Here is a 20581-nt window from a genome sequence, read left to right as displayed (position 1 = left end):
CAGGTCACCGGACGACGACCCCGGTGCGACCCGTGACGCCGCCGGCGGTCACCGAGACGGTGACGGTGCCGGGGCGGTGGGCGGTCAGGGCGCCGGTGGCGGGATCCACCGAGGCGATCTCGGGATCGCTCGACGTCCAGACGTGGGAGGCCGGGTCCGCGATCGGGATCGTGAGCGGTGCGATGTTGTCGCCGCCGATCTGCTCGCCCGTCGCGCTCAGGGCGATGTGGTCGCCCTTGGCGACGGGGTCCTTCGGACCGTGGACCGTGATCGACGCGAGTGCGGGCTCCACGGTGTACTGAAGGCCGCCGTCGTCACCGATCCGGATCAGACCGAAGTGGTAGATGCCGCCCTGGTCGGCCGGGGCGTAGGCCGGCATGCCGAGGTCGGCGAAGGTGAACTGCGGGATGCCGCCCTCCTCGGTGGTCACGCTCCGCCCCTCGGGATCGAGGATCTGCTCGGCGAAGCCGCGGGCGTGACCGTACATCATGATCACGTGCTGCTTCGGGTGCGTCTGCTGGTAGCGCTGCACCAGCCGCAGATACATGCGGGCCTCCCAGCGGTCCGTGAACTGGCTGTTCGCGGCCGGGTGCGGGTCGTAGGCGGGCATGTGCGTGACGACCAGGACGTCCTTCGCGGTCGTGTCCGTCAACTGCCGGACCAGCCAGGGGTACTGGGCGCCCTCCGGGTCCTGGAACGGGTCCGAGGACTGCAGGCTTCCGTGCGAGTTGTCGGTGACGATCAGCCGCGCCGCGCCCTGGGTGTAGGCGTAGTGGGTGTCGCCGAAGGTGTCACTGTAGTTGCCGTTCTCGGCGTCGGCGCCCTGGGTGATCTCGTGGTTGCCGACGATGTCACGCTCGGGAACGCCGAGCGCGTCCATCTTCGACTTGGCGAACCGCAGGTCCGCGAGCTTGCCGTCGTCGGCCATGTCGCCGAGGAACTGGGCGGCGTCCGGCCGTGCCTGCGGGGTGAGCGTGGGCAGCCGCTCGGCGACCGAGTCCAGCACGTTGCTGCTCACCGACCCGGGGTCGGAGGCGAGCAGATGGGCGTCGTCACCGGTGAGGAGGGTGGTGCCGTGCCTCGCGAAGTCCGCGGAGTCCTCCTCGAAGGACAGCCACTTCGGGTTCTCCGGGACGGCGTGGTACTCGGGCGCCGTGACGGGCCGCGGAGAGTACAGCGCCTGGAGGCCCGCGACGTTGAGCGAGCCGCTGTAAGGGGTGCTCGGGCTGATCGCCAGGAAGTCGATGAAGCTGATGGTCAGCGGGAACTGCATGCCGGCGGGCAGCTGGGCGATCGCCAGGTGCCAGTCCTTCCAGGTGACGTACGTCGGGTACAGCGTGGTGGAGGACCCGTTGACGCCGATGTACTTCTCGGCGAGTTCGATGCCGTTGCCGTCACCCTTGATCCACACACCGATGCCGGTCGGGACCTGACCGTTGTTCGTGTCGGTCTTCAAGGTGGTCTTCGGGGAGAGCACCAGCTGCTTCACCCCGGACCCGGCCGGCATCGAGTAGTCCAGCCTCAGCGATCCCGGCTCCTCGGATCCCGGCGGGACGACGCCGGGGTCGGCGGCCAGGGTGGCGGGCTTGCCGGTGGTGTTGTTGCTCAGCCGCCAGACGTCGAGGCTGGTCATCGGGTCGATGACCTTGCGGACGCTGCCGACGGCGATCGACGTGGTGCCGGTGGAGCCCGCGACCGTCGCGGTCACCTCGGCGAGCCCGCCCTCGTCGGCGTCGGCGGTGAACAGGCCGTGCGCGTCGACGCTGCCGAGACCCGCCGGGTTCACCTTCCAGGTGGCCGCCTCGGCGGGAATCCGCACCTGGTCGCCGTCCTTGTCGGTGGCCGACAGGGTGAGCTGCTGGGTGGCGCCGTTGTCGAGGTCGGCCTTGTCGGGCGAGACCGTGAGGGTCTTGAGCTTCCCGACGACCTCCAGCTTCTCCGAGGCGGAGGCCGTGCCGTCCGAGGCGATGATCCGGCCCGTGCCGGTGCGGTGCGGGGTCAGCACGCCGTCGTCGTACGTGGCGAGGTCGGAGGGCTCGACGCGGACCCGCGTGTGCCCGGCGGCCGGGTTGGCGAACCGGTCGACGGCGTACACCGGCAGCGGGACGGAGCCGCCGGCGACGGTGGTGAGCGTCTTCCCGCCGTTGACGACGACCTTCGCGGCCGGTCCGGGCTCCTGGGCGGTGGAGTAGAAGAAGATGCCGTTGGCGACCGGGCGTTCGGTGTTGCCGGGCAGGTCGGACGGCGTGTTGACGACTTCGGCCCGGTCGGCGCCGGGAGTACGGCTGACCATCGTGGTGGAACCACCGCCGTCGAACAGCATCGCGGTCCAGGCGCCGTGGGCGACCATGTAACCCGCGACCTCGTCCCTGGTCACGCCGAAGGCCGTGGCAGCGCCGCCATGGCCGTCGACCGCGACGACGACGGCGTGCTTGCCGTCCTCGGTGATGCCGACGGCCGTCTCCGGGTTGGCGCCGCTCGGCGGGGTGCCGGTCGGGTCCCGGTAGACCTTGCCGTCCTTGACCAGGGTGTCGACACCGCTGATCAGCTCGGTGACATCGTTGTCGGGGGAGAGGCGGGTGGCGATGCCCACCTCGTCACCGGTGTGCAGGCTGTCGGTGAGCCACTGCCCGCCGTCGCCGGCGCCGAGCAGGCCGAGCCGGCCGGCGGTCAACCGGGGCACGGTGGTCACCCCGGTCCGCACGCTCTCGACGACGAAGCCGCCGTCCGTGGCCCGGCCGAGCACCAGCGTGGACGGCTTGGCCAGGCCCGGGGTCTCGCCGAGGTCGGGGGTGACCTCGGTGATGCCGCCGGCGGACACGTCGTTCACCGTGTTCACCGAGGTGAGCGGGCGGGACGCGGAGCCGTCGGTGATGGTGCCGGAGAACGTCTCCGGACCCATCACCATGGTGCCGTCGGGCTTGACGCCCAACTGGGAGGCGAAGCCCGGCTTGGGGCTCTTCAGCATGTGCCCGCCGGAGACGATGCCGCCGAGCGGGCGTCCACTGGCGTGGATCTCGAAGTAGTCGCCGTTGACGCCGGCGACCGCGCCGGTGCGGTGGGCCATCGAGGACGGCGTCTCGTCCGCCGGGTCGGTGAGGGTGTCGCCGGCCTCCACCGTCCCGACCCGGAGATTCGGATCGGTCAGGTCGGCCGTGAGCACCTGCATGTGCTGGCGACCGCCGACGGTGTCGTACGTCTCGCTGTAGTGCCGCAGCCCACGGGTGACGGTCTCTGCCGGTGTACGGGTGTGGTCCACCACCACCGGCCAGTTCTGCGGTGTGTCCGGCAGCCAGTCACGGTGTTCCGTGTGCCGGGACGCGGCCGTGTCGTCGGCGGAGCCGAAGGCGGTTCCCGCCCCGCCCACGGCACCGGCCAGCACCAGCGCCAGGGCCGTGGCCACCGCGGTACGGCGGGAGCCGGCCGCCGCGGGTCTCTTGTTACGAAGTGTCATCACGCGATTCCTGGAAGACGTGCGCGCCGATGGTCATCGACGCCCACGACCACCGCACACCGGTTCGGCGGAGCACAGGTGTCCGGACCCGGTGGCGCAGATGACCATCAGGCGCGCCTCCACGGGTCTTCGGTCACGCGGCGTTCACCATCGGCGGCCGTGGGCGCTGCTGGTGCGTGGTTGCGTGAAGGCGCACGCGGTTGGCTCGCGGAGGGGTTCACGTCAGGGAGTGTGCCGGGGACGCCGGGCGGATGCCGGCGGCAGGGACGCCGTCCAACTCGGCGATCTACGTGGTGTCCTCGTCCGTGGCGTGTGTTCTGCCGGAACGCCGTCGGCGTCGCGCCGTGAGTGCTGTGCCGGCGGCCCGGCCGTACCCACCCCGGCGACGGGCCTCCCAGATGCACAACGCGGCCCGCCCCGCAAGGATCGCTTGTGAGGCGTGAGTGCTCCATGAGGGTGTGCGGCGCGCGCACCCACACGCCATCGGTCGCTCGGCATCCGCGCGAGCTGGGGGAACCGCCCGTTTCGGCGCTCCAACCGGATCATTGTCATGTTGATCAAACGCATCCTGAACCGTTCTCCTCAGTCCACGCCATCGGCGGCGCACCCCACCGCCACGGCGCCCACAGCGGCCGCCACCGGGGCGATGGTGACCGCGGCCGACGTCGGCCTGCTGCTCCTGCGGCTGACCTTCGGCCTGTTCATGGCCGCGCACGGCGCTCAGAAGGTCTTCGGTCTCTTCGGCGGTAACGGTCTGACCGCGACCGGGAAGGCCTTCGAGTCCCTGGGCTATCGCCCGGGCAAGCTCTTCGCGCTCATCGGGGGCCTGTCGGAGCTGCTCGGCGGTCTCGGTCTGGCTGTGGGGCTGCTGACCCCGCTCGCGGCCGCCGCCCTGATCGGCGTCATGATCAACGCGATGGTCACGGTGACCGCCGCCCATGGCCTGTGGGAAACGGACGGCGGTGTGGAGTACAACGTGGCGATCGCCGTCGCCGCCCTGGCCGTCGCGGCCATCGGCCCCGGCCGGCTGGCCGCCGACCGCTTCCTCCCCTGGGGCAGGGGCGGCTGGGCGGAGGCTGCCGTCGCCCTCGGCCTGGGCGGCATCGGCGCCGCGGTCTCCCTCAGCGTCTAGGTGTACTCGGCCAACAGGTCGGTGACTCGCGCCCGGTGGTTGATCAAGAGAGGACCTCCGGGCGCGCGCTCGCCATACATCCGGTCGGCCCGACCCGGCCGTCCCATCCGGAGGAGGAAGCGGGTGCGAAAGTCGGGGGCGGATGGTCAGTCGGTGTGGTTAGGATGCCGGAGATGAAGAACTTCTCCTCGTACGGATTGGGGGAATCGTCCGCGCAAGGTGAGTGCTGATGGCACATCACTTCGCGAACGACATCCCGTCCCGCCTGTTGATGTGGCAGCGCGTGCGCGAGTACGCCGTGCCACCGTCCATGATCGAGACCGCGACCGCGCGCCGTGCGGTCGGTGACTGGTCGGGGGCCTGTGCCGCCGCCCGCGTCGACATCGATCTCGATCTGCGCGCCGTGCGCAAGCGCCACGGCACCGATGTCGCCACCCGGCTTCGTGCGGATCTGCGTCGGCTGGCGCCGGATCTGCTCCGCTGGCACATGCCCCGGATCGCCCCCGACGGACGGCTCCGGCCCGGCCTCACCCTCTCCTTGGCCCGTTACGGCAGTACGGGCGGCACACCGCTGCACCTGGTGGTGCGGACACCACCGACGTGGGCGGAGGCCGGGCAGCGCATGTCACTGGCCCTGTGGGAGGGGCCCGGGAGCAGTGTCCCGGGGCACCACCCGCACCCCTACCCCGACCGGCGTCACCGCCTCGACCTGCACCGGCACCTCTGGGACTCCGGACGAAGCGGCGAACTCGCGCGGCGATGCGGGGCGGACGGCCCATCGCCGATGATGCCGTCCGGCCGCTCCGACGGACCCCGCCGTCCAGCCCCGCCCGATCCTCGGGACCGTCCGGATGATCCAGGTCGTCCGGACCGGCCCGGCGGTGACGACGCGTCGTGGGCGGTCTCCCGCTGGGCCGCCGAGGCCGAGTTGCTGTTGCGGGCCGAGGGCCGCCGTCCACGCGGCGCCTTCACCGTGCGGCTCGGTGCGCGCAGCCGCGCCGTGCTCGAACTCGTCGCACCCGACGACAGCCACGCCCCGACGTTCCGGCCGCTGCGGGAGCCGCTGCCGTCGCAGCAGGTCGCCGCGCTTCCGCTGCTGCCGGAGGCGGCGGCCCGCGTCCTGCCCGATCTCGAACTGCTGCGCGCCGGGCTCGTCGCGGCCGACCGTCTGCATCCGCTCGTCGCCGCGGCACTGGCGGAGCCCAGCCCGGCGGCAGCGACCGGACCGGCCCCCGAGCCGCACGACCCGCACCGGGCGCGGTGCCGGGGCGAGGTCCACCGGATCGCGCTCCGGGACGGGGTGCTGACGGCGATCGACCACGATCCGGCCGAACTACGGCGAGAGGAACTGCTGGTGGCGCTCGGCGGGCCGGCGCTGCCCTGTCTGCGGGCCATCGACGCGGTGCACCGCAGCCCGGAGGCACTGCCCGCGGTCAGGGAACGGCTCCTCCACGGTGACGTCGCCGGAGCGCTGACCGTGGTCGAGGGACTCCTCGGCCCCGGCGCCGTCCTGCCCGACGGGCCGCTCCGGCGGGAACTGGAGTCGGCCGCGACCCGGCGCGTCGACCACGGTCTCTTCCGCTCGGGGCTGGTCACCGTGCACCCCGCTGCCCGTGCCGCGGGAGGCGGGAACGCCTCGGACGCGGGACACGCCGACGCGAGTCGTCGCCCGCGGCCCGATCGCCGTACCCCGCCCGCCATGCTCCGCAAGCGGAGCAGCCGGGCCCGGCCACGTACCGGCTCCCTGCGCTGATCAGTCGTCCTCCGCCCGACACACCCACCGGCGCCGCGCCCTCGGTGCCCCATGCCCTCATGACATCCGGACGGGCCGCCCCGTTCCCTCCTCCCACCCAGGTGATGCCCATGACCTCCAGCACCCTCCTGCGGACCGCGGCCGCGGCCGTCGACGCACCCCTCCCCGCCGGCCCGTCCGGCACCCGCGCCCAACTCGCCGTCGCCGACGACCTCCTGACCCTCCTGCGGACCACCAGCACCGAGCCCCGCCCCGATGACCAGCTCGAAGCCCTCACCCTGGCCGTCGCGGCCGACCTGCCCGTACTGCTCTGGGGTGAACCGGGCATCGGCAAGACCGCGGCCCTGACACAGCTCGCCCATTCCCTCGGCCTGCCGCTGACGACCGTGATCGCCAGCGTCCACGAGCCGTCCGACTTCTCCGGGCTGCCCATCGTGGGCGACGACCCGGCGGAGCAGGGCGTGCCGATGGCGCCGCCGCAGTGGGCCGTGGAGCTGGTGCGGGCCGGACGGGGGCTGCTCTTCCTGGACGAACTCTCCACCGCCACCCCCGCCGTGCAGGCCGCACTGCTCCGGGTCGTCCTGGAGCGGAAGGTGGGTGCCCTCCAACTGCCGCAGGGGGTGCGGATCGTGGCCGCCGCCAATCCCCGCGCTTCCGCGGCGGACGGGTGGGAACTGAGCCCGCCGCTCGCCAACCGGTTCGTGCATCTGCACTGGGTGCACGACCCGGAGGTGGTGGTGCGCGGGCTGGGCGGGGTCTGGCCCCGGGCGGAGCTGCCCCGGCTGGTGCCCGAACGGCTGCCGGACGCGGTGGCCCACGCCCGGCGCGCGGTCTGCGGTTTCCTGCGAGCCCGGCCGACGCTGATCCACCGGCTGCCGAGCACGGAGACACGACGCGGCGCCGCCTGGCCCTCGCCCCGCAGCTGGGACGCCGCGCTGACCCTGCTGGCCTTCGGCACGGCGGCCTCCGTCTCCCGGGAGGTGCTGGCGTTGCTGGTACGGGGTGCGGTGGGGGACGGCCCAGGGCTCGAACTCCTCGCCCACCTGGACCGGATGGACCTGCCGGACCCGGAGTCCCTGCTGGCCGATCCCGCCTCCGCCGAGCTGCCCGTGCGGGGCGATCTGCGCCAGGCGACGCTGGAGGCGGTGGTGGCCGCCGTCGGAGCGCGACCGGAGCGGCAGCGGTGGGAGGCGGGCTGGGCGGTACTGGTCCGGGCCCTGGAGACCGGCGCCCCCGACCTGCTGGTGGCCCCGGCGACGACACTGGCGGCGCTGCGGCGTGATGACTGGGAGGTGCCGGAGGCGGTGGAACGGCTGGCCGGGCTGGTCGGCCTCGCCCGACGGGCCGAGCGGTCGGTGGGACGGGCCACCGCGGCCGACGCCGGGCGTACGACGGGAACGCGCCGATGACGGGGAGCGCGAAGCGCCCGCCGCTGCCACGTCCCATGCCCCGGCCCGCGCCGCCCCGCCCGGTACGGGCCACGGCGCCGGCCCCGCCGACCGCCCGCGGTGGACCGTACGACCGTCCCGGACTGCCGCTGGACCAGGAGAAGTTGCTGGCCGCCCGGCTGCACGCGGTGAAGGTCCGCCCCTACCTGGCCGTCGCCCTCTTCGCGCTGCACGTGGTGGAGGACCGCTCGGTGCCGACGATGGCGGTCGACGCGTACTGGCGCTGCTACGTCTCACCCGGCTTCGTGGCGCGCACCCCGGTGGAGGAACTGGCGGGCGTCTGGGTGCACGAGGTCTCCCACTTGCTCCGCGACCACCACGCGCGGGGCGAGCGGTACGCGCGGGAGCACGAGAGGCACGGTCCCGGCGGGCGAAGCGGGACGGGGAGCTCCCCGACCGAGAGCCGCGAGAGGCTACGGCGGAACATCGCCGCCGACTTCGAGATCAACGACGACATCTACGGCGACGGCCTGCCCCGGCCTGCCGGAGCGGTGCACCCGTCCATGCTGCGGCTGCCCGAGGGTCTCCTCATGGAGGAGTACCTGCGCACGGCGTCGCTGTCCGCGCTCTCCGCGGAGCTGGCCTGGCTGGACTGCGGCAGTGGCGCCGACGGGCAGGCCCGGCCGTGGGAGCTGGGACCCGACGGCGCACACGGGCTGAGCAGGCAGCAGCGGGACGCGGTCCGCTTCCGGGTGGCCGAGGGCATCAGAGGCCGGCCCGGCCACGCGCCGGAGGGGTGGCGCCGATGGGCCGAGGAGGCGTTCCATCCGGCGCAGCCCTGGCGGCAGTTGCTCGGAGCGGCGGTCCGCTCGGCGACGGGCGCGCCGGGGGCGGGGGAGGACCACAGCTACCGGCGTCCGTCCCGGCGCTCGGCCGGCGTCCCCGGAGTACTGCTGCCGAGCCTGCGCCGCAAGCCACCCCGGGTCTGCGTCGTGATCGACACCTCAGGGTCGGTGAGCGACGCCGAACTGGGCAGCGCGCTGCTGGAGGTCGCGGCGATCTCCCGGGCGGTGGGCGGACGGCGCGATCTGGTCTCGGTGATCTCCTGCGACGCGGCGGCCGGGGTCGCCGTCCCCCTGTGCCGCGCCGAGAACATCGCACTGGTCGGCGGCGGCGGAACCGATCTGCGCTCCGGTTTCACCCGGGCGCTGCGCTCCCGTCCGGACGTGATCGTCGCCCTCACGGACGGACAGACCCCGTGGCCCTCCACCCAGCCGCCCTGCCGCACCGTCGTCGGCCTCTTCCCACGCCCCGCCCACGCCGTGGACGAGGAGGACCCCGACTACGTCCCGGACACCCCACCGCTCTGGGCACGGGTCGTCACGATCGGCTGAGGCCGGGACCGGAAGCGGGCACGGGTCGTCACGATCGGCTGAGCCCGGGACCGGAGGCGGGCACGGCGAGGGCGGCCACGGCCCGGTGGCCGTCCCCGCCCTGGGCCGTCCCGGCTCGGCGGACCAGGCACACAGCCGACCGCTGGGGCGACGGAGGCGCTGGTGCGGCGTCCCGACCGCCGGCCGCCGAGGCCGGCACCGTACGCACGGGCACAGCTCATCGTCGGCGCGGCCATGCCGTACCTGCTCGGACCGGGCTGAAGAACGCCGACGGCCGGACGACGCGCACCGGCACCCGCACGACCGGCCTGCCCGTCCCGCGCCGAGCGGCCCGGGCCGGCCGAGGCGTGTCACCCGGCCGGCATCAGCCGTTCGGTCAGCGCCCCGACCGAGGCGACGACGGCCGCGCGGTGCCGCTTGAGCCGGGCCGCCTCGTCGTCGTCGGTGGGGTTGCGGATGGCGGGCGGCGTGAAGAGCCACGCCTGGGCGGCGGCGAGGGCGATCATGAGGGCGTCCATGCCGGTTTCCAGGTCGGTGCCGTGGGCGTCGGCGACGGCCTGGGCCTTGCTGAGATGTGCCTCCAGCTCCGCCGTCGACGCCTCCGGTCGCTCCAGCGACTTCCACTGGGTGAGCCGGATCAGGTCCGGGTCGGCGACGAAGGCGTCGAACAGAGCGCCGGCGTAGGCCGCCAGGTCGTCCGGGGTGAAGGGGACGACATCGGCCAGGATGCGGACGCGGGCCTCCAGGACCGCGTCGAAGAGGGCGTCCTTGGACCCGAAGTAGGCATAGATGGCCTGCTTGTTGGCGGGCGCGTTCTTGGCGATGCGTTCGACGCGTGCCCCGGCGAGTCCATGTGCGACGAACTCCTCGTGCGCGGCCTCCAGCAGCCGGGCACGCGTCGCGGAAGAGTCATAGCCCATGGCGGCAGCCTAAAAGACAAACGTCTGGATCGAAAAAGGCCGTCATTCCGCGTCCGGGCCGGCCGGGCAGCGGGCGCCGACCGCGCCGGCCGTAGGGTGCCCCTGGACTGCCCCACGGCCGGCCGCGAGCAGGGTCAGCCCCCCACGGTCACGACGACCTTGCCGCGGGTGCCGCCCGCCGCCAGTACCCGCTGGGCCTCGGCGGCGCGTTGCAGAGGGAACGTGGCGCCCACCCGCACCCTCAGCCTGCCGGCGTCGGCCAGCTCCGCCACGGCCTTGAGATCGTCTCCGTCGAGCCGGCAGAAGACCGGGACGACACCCGGCAGCCCCGTCTCCGCGACAGAGGCGACACGGCCACCCGGCCGGACGGCGCCCGCGGCCGACACCAGCGTGCCGCCCCCGACCGTGTCCAGGACGGCGTCCGCGCCGGCGGGCACCAGGCCGAGGACGCGCTGGGCGACCCCCTCCCCGTAGGCGACCGGGAGGACGCCGAGGGAACGCAGGTAGTCGTGGTCACGTGCCGAGGCCGTCCCGACGACCCGGGCGCCGCGCGCCCGGCCGATCTGGGCGGCGAGCGAGCCGACACCGCCGGCCGCGCCGTGCACGAGCAGCGTCTCACCCGGCCGGACGCGCAGGGCACGCACCACCGCCCGGTAGGCGGTCAGGCCCGCGAGGGGCAGCCCGGCGGCCTCGGCGAAGCCCATGGTGCGGGGCTTGTGCACCAGCGTGCGGACATCGGCCGAGACCAGCTCAGCCAGGCCGCCGTGCGCGCGCTGCACGTCGCCGCGGAGGTACCCGATGACCTCGTCACCGGGGGAGAACTCGGCGGCGGCGGGCCCCGCGTGCTCCACCACCCCGGAGACGTCCCAGCCGGGGATGACGGGGAAGTAGGTGTCGAGCGCACTGTCGAGCAGACCGCGCTGCAGTGCCAGGTCGGCCGGGTTGAGCGCCGCCGCCCGTACCTGGACCAGCACGGAGTCGACGTGTGTCCTGGGCCGCGGAAGCTCCGCGAGTTCCAGTACCTCGGGGCCGCCGTAACCGCGGTAGACCACGGCCTTCACGGTCACACCCCCGCAACCGTCATCGGCATGTCCAGCAGGACGTCGTGGCGTACGATCTTCCACTCACCGTCGACGCGGCGCAGGTGGGTGTCGTAGTAACCCGACTCGTACGGCTCCACGGTGGCCCGAGCGCCGGAGGTGTCCTCCGGACGGCGTCCGGTCCGCACCCGGAACACGATGAACTGCGCGTTCAGGTGGGCCCGGTCACCGTCGACCTCGATGATGTGGTCCGAGGTGGTGTGGTGGCTGAAGCCGCCCTCCGGGTGGGGTTCCATGAAGTGCGTGACCGCGTACTCCACCGCCGCACCGCCGATCAGCGGCTCCCCGAACGGCTCGTGGCTGTCCGGGCCGGTCCTGGTGTGGATCCGCACGATCGCGTCGTGCGTGAAGAGTGCGCCCTGGGCCTTGCCGTCGCGCGCGTCCGTGGCGCGGACGTAGCGGGCGAGCACCTCCTGCACTTCGCGCTCCTCGCTCATGATTCGGCTCTCCTCGTGTGGTGCGTGGTCGCGGTGCCGCGGGCACCGCAACGGGTCGGAATCCGGGAGGGGCGGCCGCTCGGACCGTGCCCCGCCACTCAGTCGACCAGAGGGTGGGGCCGGGAGCCATGACCGATGCGACATGGGGCGATACCCTGAAAGCATGGATCGACTGGAGACCCGGGAACTGGTGTACTTCGCGGCCGTGGCCGACCGGCTCCACTTCGGCCGCGCGGCCGAGGACCTGGGCATCACCCAGCCGGTGCTCTCCCGCGCCATCGCCCGGCTGGAGCGGCGCATGGGCGTCCGCCTCCTGGACCGCACGAGCCGGAAGGTGGAGCTGACGGACGCGGGCCGCACCTTCCGTGACGAGTGCCGGAGTCTGCTGCGCCGGCTGGAGGTGGCGGTCCGGCGCACCCAGCGGTCCGCCGGCGCGCCCCGCGTCGTCATCGCCGTGCGCCCCGGAACCGGCAGCGGCCTGCTCGCGCAGGTGCTGCGCCGCCACCCCGGACCCGAACCCGAGCTGGTCTTCACACACGACCCGGCGGGCGCGGTGCGTGACGGAGCCGCGGATGCCGCCCTGCTCTGTGTCGGCAGCGACGACCTGGCCGGGCTGCGGAGCGTCGACGTGGGGGAGGAGGAGCCGGTCGCGCTGCTGCGCGCCGACCACGCGCTGGCCGGCCGCGCCGCCGTCACCCTCGCCGACGTCCAGGGCGAGCCGGGCTACCGCTCACACTGCCCCGAGGTGGGGCTCGACGAGATCATGGACCGCGTCGCGCTGGGGCGCCTGGTCACCGTGGTCGGCTCGGCGGTGGTGGACCGCATGCCGAGCGCGGTGGCCGCCGTGCCGGTCACCGACCTGCCGCCCACCACGCTCGCCTTCTGCTGGTCCCCGACGACGGCCGGTCCCGGCCTGCTGAGCCTGGCGGACAGTCTGGCGGCAGGGCTGTCGCCGGTGCGCTCGGTGCCGGCGTAGGGCGTAGGGCGTACGGCGCAAGTGCCGCGCGGACGCGCCGGGGGTGCGTCAGCGCCCCGCACCCGGTCTACCGGCATCCGAGGCCAGGCGGGGCGGATCAGTCCCACAAGGAGGGCTCTCTCGTGCGGCTCTCAGCCTTGTGCGGGGCTCAGGCTCGTGTGGTGCTCAGGCTCGTGCGGTCCTCAGCGCTGAGGCGGCTGCTCCTCGGGCCGGGTCCGGCCGAGGGTCTCCGCCGCGGCCTCGGCGAAGTCGTGGATGAGGGGCGAGCGCCGGGACGCCGCCCATGCCAGGGCCACCTCGTTGGGGCCGATGTCCTCCACGGGCAGCGGGATCACGTCCGGGCGGGTGTAGAAGCTGGCGGTGGACAACGGGAGCACACAGATGCCCGCACCGGAGGCCACCAGCTCCAGCTTCTCCTCCACCTGATGGATCACTGGCACCTCGGGGCGCCGCCGCTCCCGCAACTCCAGTGCCACGTCACGCCATTCGGGTACGGCGTCCGGGTCCTGGAGCAGGTGCTCGGCGGCGAGGTCGCCGACGGTCACCGACGCCCTGTCCGCCAGACGGTGTCCGGCCGGCACCATCACGACCCGGGGCTCCCTGAAGAGCGGCCGGACCTGAAGGCCCCGCTGGTCGATGGGCAGCCGCACGACGCCGATGTCCGCCCGGCCGTCCTGCAGCACCTCCACCTGGTTGTCCCAACTGGTGCGCAGCAGACGCACGTTGACGTCGGGGCGGCGGGCGGAGAAGACAGCCGTGGCCGGGGTGACCGTGATGCCGGGCATGAACCCGACGGTCAGCGTGGGGGTGCCCCGCGCCGCCGTCTTCGCCCGCCGCAGCAGCGCCTCGGCCGAGGCGAGCAGCGGGACGGCGTCCTCCAGCAACTGCTCCCCGGCCGGCGTGAGCAGCGTGCCGCGCCGGTCCCGTGCGAAGACCTCGACGCCCAGGTCGTCCTCCAGGCTCCGGATCTGCCGGGACAGCACCGGCTGCGCGATGTGCAGCCGCTCGGCCGCACGCCCGAAGTGGAGCTCCTCGGCCACGGCCACGAAATACCGGAGCTTCCGCAGGTCAAGATCCACCCGGACTCACCGCTCACTCTCTCCGAGGCGACGGCCCGGCCGGGCGGTCGGCTCTCCTGGAACGACTCCTCGATCGCCCCGTGGGACGACCGAGGCAGTTGTGCACGAATCTACCCGCCCCGGCTACGGCGAGCCGTCACGGACGATGCCCGCCGCCTTCGCAGAAGGTGCCGCCTCGTCCCCGGTCCGGGTCACTTCTCGCCGGCGAGGACGGCCAGCGGGTCGGTGTGCGCGGGGGTCCACCCCAGCTCGGCCTCGGCGCGTGCCGGGGTGAGCTGCTGGTCCAGGGCGAAGGCGTCCGCGACCGGCCCCATCTGCTCACGGGCCTGCTTCAGCGTGATGGAGGCGACCTTGCCGTCGAGGCCGAGCGAGCGGGCGACGGCCAGCGCGCACTCCTTGGCGGTGGGGTTCACACCGCCCACGCCGACGTACACCGAACCGGGCTTCGCCTTCAGGGCGGCGACGTACAGCTCCGCGATGTCGTCGATGTGCACCAGCGCCCAGCGGTTCGCACCGTCGCCGATGTACGGAACGGCTCCCGCCTCCTTGCCCGGGACGGCGTAGAAGAAGTCGATCAGGCGGTTCTCACCGCCGTACAGCAGGCCGGGCTGCACCACGACGGGACGGCCACCCTGCTGCGCGCGCCGCAGAACGGCGTACTCCACCGGCTTGCGCCAGGCGACCAGCGCCGGCGGGTTCCAGGGGGCGGTCTCGTCCACGACCCCGTCCGTGTCGCCGTAGACCCAGGTGCCGCCGGTGTGCACGTAGGTGCCGGTGCCGATGCCGTCCTGCATGGCGGTGGCCGCCGCGAGGTCCTCGTCCCCGGACTCGGCCTGCGCCAGGTGGACGACCGCCTCCGCGCGGGCCGCCGCCGCGTTCAGCACACCGAGATCCCCCAGCCCGCCGCGCACCGGCGTCGCCCCGAGGGAGGCGACCGTCTCGGCGGCGCGGTCGTTGCGGGCCAGCGCCTCGACGGTGTGTCCGTGGCGGATCAGCGCACTGATCGTGGCCTTGCCGATGTATCCGGATCCACCGGTGAGGAAGATCTTCATGGTGATGGCTCCTGTCTCCGTAGCTCGGGGAGTTCGCTGACTTCGCTGACCAGCCTGCGCTCGGGGACGGACCCTCGTCCAAGACCTCTTCCGCCGCCTGTGATACCCGAAGGACATCAGCGCCGCGGCCGTCGGCGACTGATGCCCGTCAGGCATCACGGACGCCGAAAGAGGTCTTGGACACCGTGGGCGCCCCGCCCGGAGCGTGGGACGCGGACCAACGCCACGCCCGAAGGAGATGTCCCATGTCCCAGACCGCCGCGGCGCGGCCCGCCACCCCGGCGGCTCCCGCGCACCCCGGCATATCGCGCACCCTGACACTGCTCCTCGCCGTGGCCACCGGTGCGATCGCCGCGAACGTGTACTACGCCCAGCCGCTGCTCGCCGTGATCGCGCGTTCCCTGGGCACCTCCACCGGCGCCGCCGGTGTCGTCGTCACCGTCACCCAACTCGGCTTCGCATTCGGCCTGGTGTGTGTGCTCCCGCTGGCCGACATCGTCAGGCGCCGGTCCCTGATGAGCGTTCTGCTGCTGCTCGACACCGCCGCGCTCGCCGCGGTGGGCCTGGCGCCCCGACTGGCCGTCGCCCTCGTCGCCTTCGCCGTGCTCGGTCTCGCGAATGTCGCCGCCCAGGTGCTCGTGCCCGTGGCGGCCCACCTCGCCGACGACACGCAGCGCGGACGCACCGTGGCCACCGTCATCAGTGGCCTGCTCACCGGCATGCTCCTCGCGCGGACCGTCGCGGGCATCGTGACCGAACTCGTCGGCTGGCGCCCGCTGTTCCTCGGGGCCGCGGTGCTGATGATCGCCGTCAACGTGGTGCTGCGCCGCGCTCTGCACGGCATCGACATCGTCCCGGGCCGGCCCGTCGGCTATGGCGAGGTACTGCGCTCCACCGTCCGCATCTACCGAACCGAAGCCGCCGTCCGCGTCCGCTCCGCCTACGGCGCCCTGGGCTTCGCCGCGTTCAGCGTCTTCTGGTCCACCGCCGCCCTGCGGCTCAGCCAGGCCCCGTTCGGCTACTCACCCGCCGTCATCGGCCTGTTCGGGCTGCTCGGCGCCGCCGGTGCGACGGCCGCCCGTCTCACCGGCCGCGTCCAGCGGCACACCCACCCCGTGCCCACCGTGGCCGCGCTCGCGCTCATCGGCCTCGCCTACGCCGTGCTCCTGGCCGCGGGCGACACGCTGGGCGGCATCATCGTGGGCGTGCTGGTCCTCGACGTCGGCGTCCAGGCGCTGCACGTGCTCAACCAGCGTGTCATCTACGACGTCGACGCGGCGGCCCGCAACCGGGTCAACAGCATCTACATGACGTTCTACTTCCTGGGCGGTGCCCTCGGCTCCGCCCTGGCGTCCTCCGTATGGCCGAGGGCCGGCTGGGCCGGCATCTGCCTGACCGGCCTCGGCATCACCGCGCTCGCGACCGTGCTGTGGGCCGGCACCTCCGCCCGACGCGCGCAGCAGCAGTAGACCGGCAACCGAGGCCGAGAGAAGGCAACGACAGGGCCTCCGAGCCTGGCCGCCGCCCGGACCCGGCGAGCGCCGGGTCCGGGCGGCGGAGCGGTGCGCGGAGCGGCTCAGCCGCGCAGCGTCGCGACCGGGCTGTTGTACGCCTCCGCCGTCAGCACCGGGCGGCGTGCCGAGCCCGCCCCCTTCGGCCAGGACAGCCGGACGGTCCGGGACTCGCCGGGCAGCAGCCACAGGTAGTTGTCGCTGTACAGCGTCGGCAGCACCCGGCGGCCGTGTGCGTCCTCCAGCAGCGACAGCCGGACCATGGCGGCCACCGCCGAGCCCTGGTTGCGGATCACCGCCGTCAGCTCCTGGCGGTCACCGGAGCGCGACCACCGGGTGATCGCACCGGTGAGCCTCACCTGCTTCGCCTTGTTCAGCCCTCGCAGCGCGGCGGCCTCGCGGTAGCGCCAGTAGGTGTTCCGCGACAGCTCCCGGCCCCGGGAGTCCTCCAGCGTCAGCCGCAGCAGGTGCAGGTCCGGAAGGCCGTCCGTCCACGCGGCCGTGAACGCCTCGGCGGTGGCCGCCCGCTCCACGTCCACCCGGGCGGTCCTGCCGCTGCCGAGCTGCCGGCCGGACAGGTCGTACAGCCGGGCGGTGACGGTGGCGCCCCGCAGGTCCGCCGACGTGTGGTTCACCGCGATGACCCGCCACTTCACCGGATCGGCCTGCACATGCAGCGGTTCGCAGGCCGAACGGGCGCCGTAGTAGGTGCCGTTGACGTCGAAGTCGTAGTCGTACGTCTGCCAGACCGTGCTGTGCCAGGCGGGGTGGGACATCCACAGCATCAGACCGGAGGCGTTGTCCCACAGGTTGGCGTTCCACGCCTCGAACATGGCGCGGGTGTTCTCGTAGTTGACGAACTGCGCCTTGCGGGCGAAGTCGTCCAGGTCGCCGGACTCGCCCAGGCGGGCCTCGATGGCGGCCTTGTAGTTCTGCGGCGCCTGGTTCCCGTGCTCGCTCCAGTCGTGGTAGTACCACGCACCCCGGATGGGCCACTCGGGCTCGTCGCCCGTCATGCTGCGGGTGCTCGCCGCGGTGGAGACGACGGGCATGCCGATCTCGGTGTGGAAGCCGAAGTCACGGCTGCCGTACGTCATCGGGTCGAAGTACTTCTCCGGTTCCACCCAGCCGTAGGGGCCGCCGCCCGTGATGATGCCGCCCGCCGAGTTGTTCTGGTAGAGCACGCCGGGCACCTGCCGCTCCACCGCCTCGCGCATCCCCTTGTCGATGGCGGCCGGGGGGTTGCCCTCGTTGGCGCCGCACCAGACCACCACGGACGGGTGGATGCGGTACCGCAGCACGGTGTCCCGCGCGATCGCGTTGAAGGCGTCGTGATCCGGTGGGTCCATGCCCCACGCGTTGGGGAAGTCGTTCCACACCAGGATGCCGTGCCGGTCGCAGGCGGCGAAGAACTCCTCCCTGTCGCTGCTGCCCACCCAGTTGCGGATCATGGTGAAGTTCATGTCCCGGTGCATCCGCACCGCCGCGTCCATGCGCTCCGCCGGCATCCGGCGCAGCAGTTCGTCCCAGCCCCAGTTGCCGCCGCGAGCCAGCACGCGCACGCCGTTGACACTGATCTTCAGCGGGTCCGGTGTGTTGGACACGGACTTGACGTCGGTCCAGTGCTCGCCGTCGTCGGACACCTGGATCGTGTACGTCTTCGGGTACGCGGTCTCCCAGACGACGGCGACGCGGTCGAACGCCCGCGGGGAGCCGAGGTCCACCTGGATCCACTGGTGGTCCTCGTAGGCGGACGACCAGCGGGTGTTCGGGTTCCCGTCGGTGGCGTTCGACGCCGGGTGGTCGGACTCCTCCGTGGAGGCGGTGGCCTTCTGGTGCAGGGCGAGGTCGGTGCCGGGTTCACCGCGGTCGACGACGGACAGCGACCACAACGAGTTGCCCCAACTGGTGTTGCGCAGACCGCAGTCGAGCCGGACGTAGCGTGCGGTGCGCCGGTCGAAGTCCTCGACCTGGAGGCTGGCGTTGCCGTTGTTGAACGGCAGCGGCACCGCCCCGTTGTCGACCGACTTCACATCGGTCCAGTCCGAGCCGTTCGAGGAGACCTGGACGACGAAGGTCTTCGCGTACGCCTGCTCCCAGGTGAGGTCGACCCGGTCGAAGGACTGGGCGGAGCCGAGGTCCACGCTGATCCACTGGTCGTCCTCGTAGGCGGAGGACCAGCGGGTGCCGGAGTCACCGTCGGTGGCGTTCGCAGCGCGGTTGCCGTCCTGATCGGTGCTGGACGCCTCGGCGTGGGCGTGCAGCGCGAGGTCGGTGTCCGGCCGGGTGCTGTCCCGCACGGACAGGGTCCACAGGGAACTGCCCCACGAGGTGGCCCGCGTCAGACAGCGGATGCGGACGTGCTGGGCCTGCTGCCGGTCGAAGGTCACGGTCTGCGTGTACGCGTCGCCGGACGCGGTGAACTGGAGCGGTACGTCGTACTCGTAGCCGAACTGGCGGATGCCGAAGCGGGTGGTGCGCCGGTCGCTCTCCTGGCCGCCCACCGAGGCGGTGAGCGTGAGGTCGTGCAGGTGGGCCTCGCCCAGACCGTTCGGCCACCACAGCTTGGGCTCGCGCACCCTCAACTGGCCGAAGGCGTCCGGCGCGAAGACGACGTCCAGGCTCTCGCCGGCCTTCACGGTGACCGTCTTCGACACCCGTACCCCGTCGAAGGCTGCGGTGACGGTCGTCTGGTGGTCGGCGGTGTCCGCGTTGCGCACCGGCACCACGACGGTCAGCTCGGCCACCGACACGTCCGGCAGCGCGGGCAGCACGGTGTCCACGCGCGGGTCGCCGATGACGACGTGACCGGTCGACCTCAGCCGGACGTGGTTCCAGATGCCCGCCGCGCGGTCGCGCACGGCCGGCATCCAGTCCCAGCCCGAGGACGCCAGGTACGTCGGGGAGTTGAGGTTCATCTGCTGCGCGCCGGCGTCCACCCAGGACTCGCCCAGCGGACCCTTGTCACCTGGGCTGCCCGGGACCGGCATCGGCGTGATCTTCACCGCGAGGGCGTTCTCGCCGCTCTCGGTGAGCTGCCGGGTGACGTCGAAGGCGGCACGGGCGAACGGGTACGTCAGGTCGCCCACCCGCTCGCCGTTGAGCCACACATCGGCCTTGTGGTTGACGCCGTCGAACTCCAGCCAGACGTGCCGGCCGGCGCCGGTGCGCAGACCGCGCGGCAGCGCGAAGTCCCGCTTGTACCACCAGGAGTGGCGCGACAACGCCTCCGGTACGCGCAGGTTGTTCAGACCCGCCACCGGGTCGGGCAGCTTGCCCTGCTCCACGAGCGAGCCCAGCACCGTGCCGGGAACGGTCGCGGGCAGCCAGCCGCTGGTGTCGACGGACGTCTTCGACAGTCCGGCTCCGTCCGTGCCGGCCCAGTCGTCCATGGTGAGCCGCCAGCCCGACTCCACGGGCACGGTCCCGTCGTCCGCGACCGTGAGCGCCGGTGCCTCGTCGTGCCGGGTACCCCAGTCGGTCCAACCGGTGGCCGAGGGGCGGTGGCCCTTGGCGGTGCCGTACACCTCGAAGCCGTTGAGGCCGAGGGGCAGCGGACTGGAGCGCTTGCGCGAGGTCATGCGCACCCAGCGCGCCGACACCGGGCGGGGGAGCTGGACGTCCACGACGCCACCGGTTCCGGCCGTGGTGCTGTACACCGTGGTCCAGGACTCGTGGTCCACGGACGTCTCGACCACGAAGACCAGCGAGAAGCTCGACTGGATCTCGTCGCCCGTGGTGCCGCTGTGCACATTGCCGGTGGTGGGCGGCGTGTACACCGGGTCGGAGGCGTCGGCCTCGAAGGTGAGGCGGACCCGCGTGACCTCGCAGGCCGCCTGGAGGTCGACGGCTATCCACTGCGGATCGCCGCCCTCGGCACGCCAGCCGCTGCCTTTGACGCCGGGGGAGGAGAGCCGGTCGACGACGAAGGAGCCCGGGGTGGCGGCGTAGGCCGTCGAGGAGACCGAGACCGGCCGGTAGAGCGCCAGCTCACCGGGGGTGGCGGCGGAACCCGCCGGCGCGCCGTCGGGCGCGGCGACGGCGGTCGCCGCAGGAAGCACGGAACCGAGGCCGAACCCGGCCAGCAGGGTGGTACCCGTGGTGACGATGGCCCGTCGCGACGGATGGCGCGACGGATCCGACTGATCTGTCATGAGCGTGATGTCCCATCAAAAAGCGGCGCGGTCCGGACCTCTCCGGGGCTGCCGCAGTAGGCATGACAACGTTGCCAAAGGCTGGGTCGCGCAGCGGCTCATGTCAACCCCTGATGCGTGGTTCGGTGTCCGGCCGCTTCCCTCGCCTGGTGCCGGGTCTGGTGGCGCATGGCTATAGCGAATGGCGGGAACTGCGCGGTCGTCGGTCCGTGCGTGTGCGGGTGGCTCGGG

The 20581-nt window shown here is 72.9% G+C and carries 13 protein-coding genes; 6 read left to right on the top strand and 7 right to left on the bottom strand.

Annotated elements, in window-relative coordinates:
- Window positions 1-4: 4 nt before the first annotated feature.
- Window positions 5-3454, bottom strand: coding sequence for a phosphodiester glycosidase family protein (locus ACH4LD_RS15140; RefSeq protein WP_398055156.1), 3450 nt, complete (start codon window positions 3452-3454; stop codon window positions 5-7).
- A 646-nt stretch (window positions 3455-4100) separates the two neighbouring features.
- Between ACH4LD_RS15140 and ACH4LD_RS15135 the strand changes: the two genes are divergently transcribed.
- From ACH4LD_RS15135 to ACH4LD_RS15120, 4 genes are all read left to right on the top strand, one after another.
- Complete coding sequence (locus ACH4LD_RS15135; protein ID WP_398055346.1) at window positions 4101-4586, top strand: DoxX family membrane protein; 486 nt, start codon at window positions 4101-4103, stop codon at window positions 4584-4586.
- Between the two features lie 229 nt (window positions 4587-4815).
- Window positions 4816-6339: a hypothetical protein gene (locus ACH4LD_RS15130; protein ID WP_398055155.1), complete on the top strand. Its 1524-nt coding sequence runs from the start codon at window positions 4816-4818 to the stop codon at window positions 6337-6339.
- A gap of 110 nt (window positions 6340-6449) precedes the next feature.
- Window positions 6450-7748 (top strand): AAA family ATPase, encoded by a 1299-nt coding sequence (locus tag ACH4LD_RS15125; protein ID WP_398055154.1) that lies wholly within the window; start codon window positions 6450-6452, stop codon window positions 7746-7748.
- Window positions 7745-9121 (top strand): VWA-like domain-containing protein, encoded by a 1377-nt coding sequence (locus ACH4LD_RS15120; RefSeq protein ID WP_398055153.1) that lies wholly within the window; start codon window positions 7745-7747, stop codon window positions 9119-9121. Before ACH4LD_RS15125 ends, ACH4LD_RS15120 begins: the two co-directional genes overlap by 4 nt.
- Before the next feature lie 350 nt (window positions 9122-9471).
- Here the strand turns inward: ACH4LD_RS15120 and ACH4LD_RS15115 are convergent, their stop codons facing one another.
- From ACH4LD_RS15115 to ACH4LD_RS15105, 3 genes are all read right to left on the bottom strand, one after another.
- On the bottom strand, window positions 9472-10041 hold the full coding sequence (locus ACH4LD_RS15115) for a TetR family transcriptional regulator (RefSeq protein WP_398055152.1): 570 nt from the start codon (window positions 10039-10041) through the stop codon (window positions 9472-9474).
- A gap of 134 nt (window positions 10042-10175) precedes the next feature.
- Window positions 10176-11108: an NADP-dependent oxidoreductase gene (locus ACH4LD_RS15110; RefSeq protein ID WP_398055151.1), complete on the bottom strand. Its 933-nt coding sequence runs from the start codon at window positions 11106-11108 to the stop codon at window positions 10176-10178.
- Window positions 11105-11578, bottom strand: coding sequence for a nuclear transport factor 2 family protein (locus ACH4LD_RS15105; RefSeq protein ID WP_398055150.1), 474 nt, complete (start codon window positions 11576-11578; stop codon window positions 11105-11107). The genes ACH4LD_RS15110 and ACH4LD_RS15105 overlap by 4 nt, the downstream gene beginning before the upstream one ends.
- 163 nt (window positions 11579-11741) lie before the next feature.
- Between ACH4LD_RS15105 and ACH4LD_RS15100 the strand changes: the two genes are divergently transcribed.
- Window positions 11742-12554 (top strand): LysR family transcriptional regulator, encoded by an 813-nt coding sequence (locus tag ACH4LD_RS15100; protein ID WP_398055149.1) that lies wholly within the window; start codon window positions 11742-11744, stop codon window positions 12552-12554.
- A gap of 182 nt (window positions 12555-12736) precedes the next feature.
- Here ACH4LD_RS15100 and ACH4LD_RS15095 read toward each other — a convergent pair whose 3' ends face one another.
- Window positions 12737-13633, bottom strand: a complete 897-nt coding sequence (locus ACH4LD_RS15095) for a LysR family transcriptional regulator (RefSeq protein ID WP_398055148.1) — start codon at window positions 13631-13633, stop codon at window positions 12737-12739.
- Window positions 13634-13824: 191 nt separating this feature from the next.
- Entirely contained in the window at window positions 13825-14685 is an 861-nt protein-coding gene (locus ACH4LD_RS15090) for an NAD-dependent epimerase/dehydratase family protein (protein ID WP_398055147.1), read from the bottom strand.
- 245 nt (window positions 14686-14930) lie between these two features.
- On the opposite strand from ACH4LD_RS15090, the gene ACH4LD_RS15085 reads away from it, so the two are divergent.
- Window positions 14931-16154: an MFS transporter gene (locus ACH4LD_RS15085; protein WP_398055146.1), complete on the top strand. Its 1224-nt coding sequence runs from the start codon at window positions 14931-14933 to the stop codon at window positions 16152-16154.
- Between the two features lie 107 nt (window positions 16155-16261).
- On the opposite strand, the gene ACH4LD_RS15080 is transcribed toward ACH4LD_RS15085, so the two are convergent.
- The gene (locus tag ACH4LD_RS15080; RefSeq protein ID WP_398055145.1) at window positions 16262-20350 is read right to left on the bottom strand and encodes a discoidin domain-containing protein; all 4089 of its coding nucleotides are present in this window, start codon (window positions 20348-20350) and stop codon (window positions 16262-16264) included.
- Between the last annotated feature and the right edge of the window lie 231 nt (window positions 20351-20581).

The sequence above is a fragment of the Streptomyces sp. NPDC017676 genome, assembly GCF_044329325.1.
Taxonomy (GTDB): Bacteria; Actinomycetota; Actinomycetes; order Streptomycetales; family Streptomycetaceae; genus Streptomyces.
This window is presented reverse-complemented; position numbering and strand designations above follow the sequence as displayed.

Excerpts from the sequence above, each read along its gene's own strand:
- ACH4LD_RS15140 (WP_398055156.1), bottom strand. The coding sequence starts at position 3,454 with ATGACACTTCGTAACAAGAGACCCGCGGCGGCCGGCTCCCGCCGTACC.
- ACH4LD_RS15135 (WP_398055346.1), top strand. The coding sequence starts at position 4,101 with ATGGTGACCGCGGCCGACGTCGGCCTGCTGCTCCTGCGGCTGACCTTC.
- ACH4LD_RS15130 (WP_398055155.1), top strand. The coding sequence starts at position 4,816 with ATGGCACATCACTTCGCGAACGACATCCCGTCCCGCCTGTTGATGTGG.
- ACH4LD_RS15125 (WP_398055154.1), top strand. The coding sequence starts at position 6,450 with ATGACCTCCAGCACCCTCCTGCGGACCGCGGCCGCGGCCGTCGACGCA.
- ACH4LD_RS15120 (WP_398055153.1), top strand. The coding sequence starts at position 7,745 with ATGACGGGGAGCGCGAAGCGCCCGCCGCTGCCACGTCCCATGCCCCGG.
- ACH4LD_RS15115 (WP_398055152.1), bottom strand. The coding sequence starts at position 10,041 with ATGGGCTATGACTCTTCCGCGACGCGTGCCCGGCTGCTGGAGGCCGCG.
- ACH4LD_RS15105 (WP_398055150.1), bottom strand. The coding sequence starts at position 11,578 with ATGAGCGAGGAGCGCGAAGTGCAGGAGGTGCTCGCCCGCTACGTCCGC.
- ACH4LD_RS15100 (WP_398055149.1), top strand. The coding sequence starts at position 11,742 with ATGGATCGACTGGAGACCCGGGAACTGGTGTACTTCGCGGCCGTGGCC.
- ACH4LD_RS15090 (WP_398055147.1), bottom strand. The coding sequence starts at position 14,685 with ATGAAGATCTTCCTCACCGGTGGATCCGGATACATCGGCAAGGCCACG.
- ACH4LD_RS15085 (WP_398055146.1), top strand. The coding sequence starts at position 14,931 with ATGTCCCAGACCGCCGCGGCGCGGCCCGCCACCCCGGCGGCTCCCGCG.
- ACH4LD_RS15080 (WP_398055145.1), bottom strand. The coding sequence starts at position 20,350 with ATGACAGATCAGTCGGATCCGTCGCGCCATCCGTCGCGACGGGCCATC.